Below are 9,908 nucleotides of genomic sequence, written 5' to 3'. Positions count from 1 at the left end.
CCATGCTCGACGGATACGGGCCGATCCCGCCATCCATGGCCCGCCACCTGATCGCCGACGGTGCCGAATCCTTCCACCGCGTCCTGATCGATCCCCGCGACGGCGCACCGCTCGAGATCGGCCGGAACAGCTACCGGCTCACAAAAGCCCAACGCCAATGGCTACGACTACGCGACGGAAAATGCCCCTTCCCAGGCTGCAGCAACCAGTCCCTCGACAACGAAGCGGACCACCTCCTCGCCTGGGCCCACGGCGGCACCACCGGCATCCCAAATCTCGGCCAACCCTGCCACAAACACCACAGACTGGGACACACCACAGCCTGGAAACCCACCACCGCCACCAAGAACGAACCACCCGGCTGGACCTCACCCACCGGACGCCACTACCAAAGCGAACACCCCGACTGGGAACCACCGACCTGGCCACCTGAGATCCTTGAAGTGCTGGGCCACCAAGAACCTGACTCTCCACTATCTGACGACACCCCGCCCGAAGGTCTGCTCCCTGCAGATCGCTCGCCTGCGTGGGCCCAGCTGGGGTCAGCCCTCCAGGAACCGGAACCCTCTCCGGTATGGAGCCGGCCACGGCCCTGGCGGTAATCTTTGACCGGTGTCCGCAAACCCCCTCCGGCATGCCATGGCCCGCGTGGGCGGCCGGGATCCGCATGAGAAGCACCGGGCCACCACCCCGCTGGAACTCTTTTTCGACCTGACCTTTGTCATCGCCTTCGGGGTGGCCGGCAGCCGGTTCGCCCATCAGATTGCGGAGGCCCACTTCGGCGCCGGGCTGCTCGGATTCTCCTTCGCGATGTTCGCCGTGATCTGGGCATGGATCAATTTCACGTGGTTCGCCAGCGCCTACGACACCGACGACTGGGTATTCCGGCTGGTCACCATGGTCCAGCTTCTCGGGGTGCTGATCCTGGCCATGGGCATTGAGCCGATGTTCCACTCGCTCGTGGAGGGCGATCATGTGGACAACGCCGTGATGGTGGGCGGCTACGTGATCATGCGCCTGGCCTTGGTCTTCCAGTGGCTGCGCGCGGCACGGCAAGATCCGGCGCGCCGGCGGACCTGCCAGCGGTACGCCACGTATCTTGGCGTGGTGCAGCTCGGCTGGATCGCGGTGCTCATCATTGAGGCGGACATCCTGACCACGTTCCTCGTGGCTGCGCCCCTGTTCATCCTGGAAATGGCCACACCCTACGCCGCGGAGCGCAGCATGCGGACCCCGTGGCACGCGCACCACATAGCCGAGCGCTACGGGCTACTCGCCATCATCGCCCTTGGCGAATGCCTGATCGGGGCGATCGAAACCCTACGCGCCATTGTGGCCCACCATGGCTGGAGCGTCGACGCGGCGATGGTGGGATTCGGCGGAACGGCCCTCGCGTTCAGTATGTGGTGGATCTACTTCATCCTGCCCGCCGGCCCGGCCCTACATCTCCAGCGCCACCGGTCATTCTTCTTCGGCTACGCGCACATGCCCATCTTCGCTGCCATCGCCGCAACTGGCGCCGGGTTGCACGTGGCGGCCTACTATGTCGACCATGAGGCCCACATCAGCGCCGCCGTGGCCAGCATCGCGGTCCCCGTGGCGCTGTTCAAAGTCTCCCTGACCTGGCTCTTCAGCGTCATGATCTGCGTGGACCGGACCGTCATTGCCGTGGCGGCCGGCGTCGTGGCCGCGCTGGCGGGCAGCGTGGGACTTGCCACCGCCGGGGTTTCGGTGCCGATCTGCCTGCTGGTGGTTGTGCTGGCGCTGGGCGTGTCGATTGTCATTGATGAGAAGCGTGGAACCGAACGAATGAACGCCGCCCTGGAGCAGATGAAAGCAGGAGCCTAAGAGGCTCCGTCCGGCCGGCTGTCCGCCGCTTCCGGGGCCTGGACAGGCTCAGCGACGGGAGCGTCTTCGTAGGAGAGGTTCTCGTAGTCCGTGTCGTCTTCGTCGTCGAGCCTGTCGTCCAACTCCTTCAGCAGCCAGGGATTAACCCGTGCAAGGATCTTGCGGACTTCCTCGACGTCGACGGCGGCATACAGCACCGGACGGGCATCCCGGTACTTGGTGACCGGCGCTTTCTCCGGCCACTTCGCGGCCAGAGCCCTGACGCGTTCGGGCAGGGAATTGTGGGCATTGTCCGCGATCTTTACGAGGGCCGCGTCGTGGTCCTCGGCAATGAAATGCATCCCGGCCTGATAGTCATCGGGATTGTCGTGCAGCCTGTTGGTGACGCGTTCAATGATGTCCGCTGCCCGCTCGGAAACGCCCATATCCAGCAGTGCCTGCCGCGTGATGGGAGTGTCCTCGGCAATGTCATGAAGGTAACCGGCAATCCGGATATCGTCGTCGAAATCTGCCAGGGCATCACCTACCGCAATCACATGGTCACGGTAGGGCCGCTTGAGCTTGTCCTTCTGCCGATTGTGGGCCACCTCGGCCAGGACCTTCGCGGTCTCGACAGTGAATCGCGGTTGAGGGATTTGTGCTTCAGTGAATTCGGGTGCCGACATAGCTCCAGCCTACGCGTAGGGCAGCAAGTGGCCTCACGTCGGCGGGGCCGCAAGCCTCCGTTCGCGCGCTGCCTAGGGGCCGGTCCAGACCCACGGTTCCCGCGGGAGGTCCGCCGGGCGGAACTCCGCGAGTGCGTTTTCCAGCGTCCCGGCCGGCAGCCCCAGGGACTGCAGGATGAGGTTCCGCACGTCAGCGGCGGAAACGCCGGTACGGGCGAGATCGGCCAGCGTCACGGCGCCGTCGCGCTTGGCCAGCCGGGCGCCGTCGGAATTCACCACCATCGGCACATGCGTATATTCCGGGACAGGAATATTCAACAGCCACGCAAGATATGCCTGCCTGGGCGTGGACGGCAGCAGGTCATCGCCCCGCACAACCTGGTCGATGCCCTGCGCGGCGTCGTCCACCACGACGGCCAGGTTGTAGGCGGTCACGCCGTCGTTGCGGCGGAGGACAAAATCGTCCACCACGCCGATGAAATCACCGTGCAGCACATCCCGCACTGTGTACTCCGCTACCTCGGCGCGGAGCCGAATGGCAGCTGGCCGGGTGGAGCGTTTGAACTCCAGCTCGGCAGGATCGAGGTCCCGGCACGTGCCCGGATAGGCGCCCTGCGGCGCGTGCGGCGCGGACGGCGCCTCCTGGATTTCGCGGCGCGTGCAGAAGCATTCGTAGGTAAGGCCTGCGGCAGCCAGCCGCCCGATAGCTTCGGCGTAGACGGCGCCGCGGTCCGTCTGGCGCACGACGGCGCCGTCCCACGTCAGGCCCACGGCCTCCAGATCGCGGAGCTGCTCCGCCTCCGCGCCGGCCCGCGCCCGGTCAAGGTCCTCGACGCGCAGCAGGAAGTCGCGGCCGGAGGACCGGGCGAACAGCCAGGCAAGCATCGCGGTGCGGAGGTTTCCTACATGCAGTTCACCGGAAGGGCTGGGGGCAAAGCGGCCGGCAGGGGTCATGGACCAACCCTAGTCCGGGGCAGCACAAGAGCCCCTCAGCTACCGATGACTTCGGGGATCCGACGTCGGTGGCTCAGTGGCTCTTGCCGTGTGTGCAGAATGACCGTGGTGTGAACAAGTGTCAATCAGCGGCGTCCTCCTTGCGGGAGGCGGTGTCCAGTTGCCGGGTGGTGTGCCGGGTTCCTGTAGCCTGCGGGATTCGGCGGTAGCCTCAGCCCTTGTTGCCACAATTTGAGCAGACGCCATACAGTTGGCACAACTAGCAAGCATTTCGTTGGTCAGTCTGACCAATAGGGACCACAAGCTCCGACAGGAACTGATCAGATTGCAGCAATTGGACGCCACGGACAAGCGCATCATCAATGCCCTGGACGAGGACCCGCGCGCCCCCATCATGGTGCTGGCCCAGCGGCTGGGCCTGGCGCGCGGGACCGTCCAGTCGCGCCTGGAGCGGATGACGGCGTCGGGCGCTCTCCGTCCCAACAGCAGCCGGGTGCTCCCCTCCGCCCTGGGCAGGGGTGTGGCCGCGGCCGTCAGCGCCGAACTGGACCAGAGCCACCTCAACGAAGCCATCGCGGCCCTGCGAGAAATCCCCGAGGTCCTCGAATGCCATGCCCCTGCCGGCGACACCGACCTGCTGATCCGCGTGGTGGCCACCAGCCCGGACGACCTCTACCGCGTGTCCGAGGAGATCCGGCTCTGCCCCGGCATTGTCCGGACGTCCACCAGCATGTTCCTGCGGGAAGTCATCCCGTACCGGACCACCGGACTGTTGCAGGACTGAGCTCCGTCTCTCCGGGCCCGCACTCGACCCCGCACGGGGAGCTCTCCCCATCGCACTCGAAGCTGCTGAAGTCCGCAACGGCCGGGCTGGAGTCGGCCTCCAAGTCGGTGCTCGCCAACGCCGACGAGCAGGAGAAGGCCAGCAACGGGGCCGGCTCAGGCGGTGGCTCCGGGAGTGGTGGCAGCGGTTCCGGGAACGGCGTTGCACAGGACCTGACGGACCGGCCGAACGGCATGACCCCCGAAGAACGCCAGGAGTACCTCGGCAGCGAGGAATTCAGGCACTGGGCGCTTGAAAATTCCGAGGCTGCAAAGGCCGCCATGGATGCTGCCGCCGATCTGGGCTGATCGACAAAAGCTCCGAGGAAGACGCGGATTTCCTCAGCGACTACTGGAACAACCAGGCAATGCTGGACATAGGCATCGACCCCGCCAGCTGGGACACCTCCAAAGGCACCGAACACAACTGGGAGACCATCAAGAAGGTCTACGACTTCTACGGCCAGGCGTACCTCTCCAACCCGGACCTGCAGTGGGCCGGCACGGCCAACATCAACACCAGGGACTCGGGAAAGATCAAGCTCACCATCGTTGCTCCGAGCGGCGAGATCAGTGGGGAAACGGACCGCATCCGATTGAACACCACGAACAAGCGGCCGGACTTCAGCGAGGTCACCTACTTCCTCACCGCTGGCTCTCCTGACGAGTATTTTGAGCTCATCCGGGACGGTGTGGCGCGGTACGGGATCGACGCCGACTCCGCCGAACGCTGGATCGCCGGTGCCCAGCGGGACCCGGAACGAAAGACCGATTTCTCCATCACCTCCGGCACCTCCACAGGCCTGGACGTGAACTACGACCTCCGGTACGACGGCGGCAAGGACACCCAGGTGATCATCGTCCACGTCCGCCCCACGGACTGAGGCAACGCAGGACGGACGCATCTCAAGGGCGCAAGCGCTACAGCGGCGGGCCCGCATTGGACTTGATGTTCTTCATCACCAGCGTGGACGTCAGCCGCTCAACCCCGGGCAGTGACGTGAGTTCGGCGTCGTAGAAGCGCTGGTAGCCGGGCAGGTCCTCGGCGATGACCTTCAACAGGTAGTCCGGGGAGCCGAACAGCCGCTGTGCCTCCACGATGTTGGGATTGTCCGCCACCCGGTTCTCGAAGATCTCCATGGTGGAGCGGTCCACCTGGCGCAAAGTCACAAAGACAATGGCCTCGAAACCCAGCCCGACGGCGGCCGGATCGATGTCCGCCTTGTAGCCGCGGATCACGCCCGATGCCTCCAGATCCCGGAGCCTCCGGTGGCATGGCGCCACCGTGAGCCCGACCTTCGCGGCCAGCGCCGTGGCGGTCATCCGGCCATCTTCTTTGAGGTGGCGCAAAATGTTTCTGTCAATGTGGTCAATCACGCAAATATCTTACCAATTCGGACTCAACCTGGGCGAAAAGGGTAAGCACTTATGGCCCGAAACTTCATAAGGTTTGTCCTATACCCATCGGACAGGAGCCCGCCATGAATCCCCAGTTGTTTTTCGCCTTTGTGCTGGTGGCTGTCGCCCTCGCCTGCACCCCCGGCGTGGACTGGGCGTACTCCATCACGGCCGGTCTGCGGCAGCGCAGCTTCGTCCCGGCCGTGGCCGGACTCTGCGGCGGCTACCTGCTGCACACACTGCTGATGGTGGCAGGCCTCGCGGCCCTGCTGTCCGGCCTGCCCGGCGTCCTGGGCTGGCTGACCGTGGCCGGCGCGGGCTACCTGCTGTGGCTGGGCATCAGCACCCTCCGCTCCTGGCGCGGGGCCTCCTTCAGTGCGGCAGACGCCGTCGGGAAGCCCGCCAACCAGCTCCGCACATTCCTTCAGGGCATGGGAACCAGCGGCATCAACCCCAAGGGGCTGCTGTTCTATGTGGCGCTGGTGCCGCAGTTCGTCAGCCCGGAGGCGTCCCTCCCGGTCCCCGTCCAGTCCGGCCTGCTGGGCCTGACGTTTGTCCTGCTGGCCGGGGCCGTCTACACCTGCGTGGCGCTGCTGGCCCGCAAACTCCTGCAGTCACGGCCCGGCGCCGCACGGACAGTCACCCTGGCCAGCGGCATCATCATGGTTGCCCTCGGCGTGGCGCTCCTCTCCGAGCAGCTGGTTCCGCTGGTTGCAAGGCTCACGCAGCAAGCCTAGGCTTTGCGCTCCATAAACCATTCCGTGAACTCCGACGCCCGACCGTCCGGTTCGAGGCGGATGACCCACAGGTTGTCGTAGCTGGGATTATCGCCGAGGTAGTCCGTGAAACCCTGCACAAAGGCCAGCCCGCCGTCGGTCCCCAGCCCGCTGTCCGCCCCCAACAGCGTCCACTCAAAGGTCCAGTTCCCGGGGCCGTCCGCCGCCTCCAGCCAGCGGTCCACGATCTGCTCGCGGCCCCGCCAGGCGTCGGCATCATGCGGCCGGGTGGCGTAGACGGCTTCCTCGGTGAACAGCGCCCTGATGTCCTCCGGGTCGTTGGAGGTCCACGCCGCGATGTACTTTTCCATCCAGGACCGCACTGCGTCGCTCATTCCTCCGTTGTACTCCGGGACGGACTGGTCCACAAGGCAAGTCCACAAGGCAACGCCACCAGGCAAGTCCCTAAGGCCGCCATCACCCGGAGCCTATTTCCCGTCCAGGTTTTCCCACTCCTGCTCCCACAGCCGGCGCTCGTCGATGTCCTTGCGGATGACTTCGAACGTTTCCAGCTCCGCCGGCCGGCCGCGGAGCCAGTCCCGCGGGTTGAGGGATTTGCGGCCGTTGTCGAGCACCAGCAGGGCACGGTCGGTGAGGGCGTCGTTGCGGAGCACCACGTCCGTTTTCCGACGGCGGAGCACCTCCTTCAGGGCCTCGTGCGCCTTTGCGTGGGCGCCGAGCCGCCGGAGCGCGCGCCCGCGGAGCAGCAGCAGGGCCGCCGAGAGGTCGTCGGAGTTCAGCAGCCCCTCGGTCCAGATCACCACTTCCTTGTCGCGTCCCAGCGCGAACGCCAGTGCGCAGCGGGCCAAGGCTGAAGGCAACGACGGCGGCAGCCCGGCCACCGTCTGCAGCGCGGCTTCCAGCTGGCCCGTCTCCCGCAGGGAGTGCGACAGGGCCAGGAAGACCGATTCCTGGCTGAACAGCACGGGGACTTCGATGCGCTCGGCAACCTCCACCCGGGTGACCACGCGCGTGAGATAGGTGGCCGCATACTGGTTGGCGTCGTCGTCGTTCCTGATGGACAGGCCGCGCTGGAGGAGTTCGGACGCGCGCAGGTAGCCGCCGTGCTGGTAGGCCAGGAGCCCGGCCATGACGGAGCAGAGCCCCGCCCAGCCCGGATATGCGCGCCCCACGGCGATGAGCCGCTCCGGTTCCCTGCTGGTGAAGATGGCATCGTGGACTGCTTTGGGCGCCTTGCCCGGCATCCGCTTGAGCCTGGGGATCTCGCCGTCCACGGCAATCAGCGCGGCATCCCGGCCACCCAGCACACCATGGATCAGCCCGCCCACACTGCCGGCTAGTTCCCGGACGGGGGTCTGCAGGCGGGCGTTCCCGAACGGCGTCAGGTCACGGGTGTCCCGGTAGATCGGTCCTCTGGTATCCCCCGCGGTCATCTCTCCATGCTACGTGGCGGACCTGCTTGCACGCCCTACGTGGCCGCCGCGACCCAGAGCCCGATCACCCAGGTGCTGGCCGCCAGGCACGCGAGCCCGAACTCGGCCAGCATGCCCAGCCCGGTGGCCTTCAGGGCGGCCCAGCTGGTGGTGGTTGCGGTGCCGAAGTTCCGGGTGCGGAGGAACTCGCTGAGCAGCAGTCCCACGGCGAAACCCACAAAAAGCCCTACCACCGGGATGACGAACATGCCGGCCACACCCGCTGCCAGGCCGATCACCACACTGCGGTTGGGAATGCTGTGCTCCCTGAGCTTCCGTCCGGTCAGCACGGCGCTGGCAGCCATACCGGCCAGCACAAACACCATTCCCACCGCGAAGACCACCCAGCCCGTGGCCCCGGCACCGCCCCAGATGGCCCACGCCAGCAGGCTGAGCCCGATCAGGAAGCTGCCGGGCAGGATGGGGATGATGGTGCCCGCCACCCCCACCAGGATCGCCAGGCCGCACAGGATGCTCACCACGGTTTCGGAGTTCATGAGCCCCAGTTTAGGGCGGCGCAGCGGTGAGCCCGGCAGCTTAACGCCCGACGGCGGCGCGTCCCCTGCGCGGGGAGGCACCGCCGTCGGGCGTTGTGTCAGCGTGTGGCTGCGGAGGTTTACTCGGCTTCCACGGCGGCGGCGACTGCAGCCGTCACTGCCGGGGCAACGCGCGGGTCCAGCGGGCTGGGCACGATGTAGTCCACCGAAAGGTCAGCTTCCGCGAGTTCGGCAATGGCGCGGGCCGCGGCGAGTTTCATGGCGGGCGTGATCCGGCGGGCGCCGGCGTCCAGCGCGCCGCGGAAGATTCCGGGGAAGGCCAGGACGTTGTTGATCTGGTTGGGGAAGTCGCTGCGGCCGGTGGCCACCACGGCGGCGTACTTGGCGGCCACCTCGGGCAGGACTTCGGGGTCCGGGTTGGAAAGGGCAAACACGATGGAGTCGGCGTTCATCAGCTTCAGGTGTGCCTCGTCCAGCTTCGAGGAGGAAACCCCGATGAACACGTCAGCACCAAGCAGCGCTTCGCCTGGGCCGCCCGTGACGCTGCGGGGGTTGCTGTGCTGCGCCATCTGGGACTTTTTGCTCTGCGGGTCGGCGGCAATGTCGGCCCGCTCGCGGTTGATGACACCCTTGGAGTCGAGCAGGACAACATCCGTGATGCCGGCGGCGAGCAGGATTTCGGCGACGGCGATGCCTGCAGCTCCGGCGCCGGAAACCACCACGCGGAGTTCTGCGAGTTCGCGGCCGGTGACCTTGGCGGCGTTCGTCAGGGCGGCGAGGGCCACCACGGCGGTGCCGTGCTGGTCATCATGCATGACCGGGCAGTCCAGCGCCTCGATCAGCTTCTCTTCCAGCTCGAAGCAACGGGGGGCCGAGATGTCCTCAAGGTTGACGGCGCCGAAGCTGGGGCGGAGGCGGACCAGGGTTTCCACGATCTCGTCAACGTCCGTGGTGTTCAGGACCAGGGGAATGGAATCCAGCTCGCCGAAGGTCTTGAACAGGGCGGACTTGCCCTCCATCACGGGCAGTGAGGCGGCGGCGCCGATGTTGCCCAGACCCAGCACTGCGGTACCGTCGCTGACCACAACCACCAGGCGCTGCGCCCAGGTGAGGGTCTTGGCGAGTTCCGGGTTGTTGTGGATGGCGCGGCTGACCTCGGCCACACCGGGGGTGTAGGCGATGGACAGGTCGCGCTTGTTGGACAGCGGGACCGTGCTTGTCACCGAGAGCTTCCCGCCCTGGTGGGCGTCGAAGATCTCGGCTTCGGTCAGGGCAGTGGCTGCTGAATTGTCGGTCGGTGCGATTACGTCAATGGACACGTCGTTGTCTCCTGGGGCTAGCCGTGGGCGCACGGCGCAGAAAGGCTCAAGCACAGGGAGGCTCAAGGTGGAATTCGTTGCTTCTTGGGCCCAGAGGTGGCGGGCCCGGGGTGAAGCCCTTGCAGATGCGGGTTGCCAGCCACTCCGGTCCTGCCATAATAAACAGCGCCCACGCGCCAGAAAGTGCATTCGACGC

13 protein-coding genes are annotated in these 9,908 nt (G+C 66.2%); 6 read left to right on the top strand and 7 right to left on the bottom strand.

Annotated features, from left to right (window positions below):
- Together NG697_RS14485 and NG697_RS14480 are read left to right on the top strand one after the other, a co-directional pair.
- A partial coding sequence (locus NG697_RS14485; RefSeq protein ID WP_252614540.1) for an HNH endonuclease signature motif containing protein occupies nucleotides 1-602 on the top strand: 602 nt, incomplete at its 5' end.
- Nucleotides 603-612: 10 nt separating this feature from the next.
- Entirely contained in the window at nucleotides 613-1,848 is a 1,236-nt protein-coding gene (locus NG697_RS14480; protein WP_252614539.1) for a low temperature requirement protein A, read from the top strand.
- Here NG697_RS14480 and NG697_RS14475 read toward each other — a convergent pair.
- Together NG697_RS14475 and gluQRS are read right to left on the bottom strand one after the other, a co-directional pair.
- Nucleotides 1,845-2,513 carry a phosphohydrolase gene (locus NG697_RS14475; protein ID WP_252599607.1) on the bottom strand — a complete coding sequence of 223 codons (669 nt, stop codon included), beginning with the start codon at nucleotides 2,511-2,513 and terminating at the stop codon, nucleotides 1,845-1,847. The genes NG697_RS14480 and NG697_RS14475 overlap by 4 nt on opposite strands.
- 72 nt (nucleotides 2,514-2,585) lie before the next feature.
- Nucleotides 2,586-3,467, bottom strand: a complete 882-nt coding sequence (gene gluQRS / locus NG697_RS14470) for a tRNA glutamyl-Q(34) synthetase GluQRS (RefSeq protein ID WP_252614538.1) — start codon at nucleotides 3,465-3,467, stop codon at nucleotides 2,586-2,588.
- A gap of 325 nt (nucleotides 3,468-3,792) precedes the next feature.
- Here gluQRS and NG697_RS14465 point away from each other — a divergent pair, with 325 nt between their 5' ends.
- From NG697_RS14465 to NG697_RS14455, 3 genes are all read left to right on the top strand, one after another.
- On the top strand, nucleotides 3,793-4,251 hold the full coding sequence (locus tag NG697_RS14465; protein WP_252611111.1) for an Lrp/AsnC family transcriptional regulator: 459 nt from the start codon (nucleotides 3,793-3,795) through the stop codon (nucleotides 4,249-4,251).
- Between the two features lie 107 nt (nucleotides 4,252-4,358).
- Complete coding sequence (locus NG697_RS14460; RefSeq protein ID WP_252614537.1) at nucleotides 4,359-4,598, top strand: hypothetical protein; 240 nt, start codon at nucleotides 4,359-4,361, stop codon at nucleotides 4,596-4,598.
- Nucleotides 4,599-4,657: 59 nt separating this feature from the next.
- Nucleotides 4,658-5,173 (top strand): hypothetical protein, encoded by a 516-nt coding sequence (locus NG697_RS14455; protein ID WP_252614536.1) that lies wholly within the window; start codon nucleotides 4,658-4,660, stop codon nucleotides 5,171-5,173.
- 37 nt (nucleotides 5,174-5,210) lie between these two features.
- Here NG697_RS14455 and NG697_RS14450 read toward each other — a convergent pair whose 3' ends face one another.
- On the bottom strand, nucleotides 5,211-5,666 hold the full coding sequence (locus NG697_RS14450; RefSeq protein WP_141138772.1) for an Lrp/AsnC family transcriptional regulator: 456 nt from the start codon (nucleotides 5,664-5,666) through the stop codon (nucleotides 5,211-5,213).
- 104 nt (nucleotides 5,667-5,770) lie between these two features.
- On the opposite strand from NG697_RS14450, the gene NG697_RS14445 reads away from it, so the two are divergent.
- Complete coding sequence (locus tag NG697_RS14445) at nucleotides 5,771-6,424, top strand: LysE family translocator (protein WP_252611108.1); 654 nt, start codon at nucleotides 5,771-5,773, stop codon at nucleotides 6,422-6,424.
- On the opposite strand, the gene NG697_RS14440 is transcribed toward NG697_RS14445, so the two are convergent.
- The 4 genes from NG697_RS14440 to NG697_RS14425 form a co-directional block, all read right to left on the bottom strand.
- Entirely contained in the window at nucleotides 6,421-6,798 is a 378-nt protein-coding gene (locus tag NG697_RS14440) for a YybH family protein (RefSeq protein WP_252611106.1), read from the bottom strand. The genes NG697_RS14445 and NG697_RS14440 overlap by 4 nt on opposite strands.
- Nucleotides 6,799-6,891: 93 nt before the next feature.
- Nucleotides 6,892-7,857: a hypothetical protein gene (locus NG697_RS14435; protein WP_252599614.1), complete on the bottom strand. Its 966-nt coding sequence runs from the start codon at nucleotides 7,855-7,857 to the stop codon at nucleotides 6,892-6,894.
- A 35-nt stretch (nucleotides 7,858-7,892) separates the two neighbouring features.
- Nucleotides 7,893-8,393, bottom strand: a complete 501-nt coding sequence (locus tag NG697_RS14430) for a DUF456 domain-containing protein (protein ID WP_252599615.1) — start codon at nucleotides 8,391-8,393, stop codon at nucleotides 7,893-7,895.
- Nucleotides 8,394-8,512: 119 nt separating this feature from the next.
- On the bottom strand, nucleotides 8,513-9,712 hold the full coding sequence (locus tag NG697_RS14425; RefSeq protein ID WP_252614535.1) for an NAD(P)-dependent malic enzyme: 1,200 nt from the start codon (nucleotides 9,710-9,712) through the stop codon (nucleotides 8,513-8,515).
- Nucleotides 9,713-9,908: the final 196 nt, after the last annotated feature.

It is taken from the genome of Pseudarthrobacter raffinosi (genome assembly GCF_023913835.1).
GTDB lineage: Bacteria > Actinomycetota > Actinomycetes > Actinomycetales > Micrococcaceae > Arthrobacter > Arthrobacter raffinosi.
This window is presented reverse-complemented; position numbering and strand designations above follow the sequence as displayed.

Bases quoted from the DNA above. Each gene is read 5' to 3' on its own strand.
- NG697_RS14475 (WP_252599607.1), bottom strand. From the start codon at position 2,513: ATGTCGGCACCCGAATTCACTGAAGCACAAATCCCTCAACCGCGATTC.
- gluQRS (WP_252614538.1), bottom strand. From the start codon at position 3,467: ATGACCCCTGCCGGCCGCTTTGCCCCCAGCCCTTCCGGTGAACTGCAT.
- NG697_RS14455 (WP_252614536.1), top strand. From the start codon at position 4,658: ATGCTGGACATAGGCATCGACCCCGCCAGCTGGGACACCTCCAAAGGC.
- NG697_RS14445 (WP_252611108.1), top strand. From the start codon at position 5,771: ATGAATCCCCAGTTGTTTTTCGCCTTTGTGCTGGTGGCTGTCGCCCTC.
- NG697_RS14440 (WP_252611106.1), bottom strand. From the start codon at position 6,798: ATGAGCGACGCAGTGCGGTCCTGGATGGAAAAGTACATCGCGGCGTGG.
- NG697_RS14435 (WP_252599614.1), bottom strand. From the start codon at position 7,857: ATGACCGCGGGGGATACCAGAGGACCGATCTACCGGGACACCCGTGAC.
- NG697_RS14430 (WP_252599615.1), bottom strand. From the start codon at position 8,393: ATGAACTCCGAAACCGTGGTGAGCATCCTGTGCGGCCTGGCGATCCTG.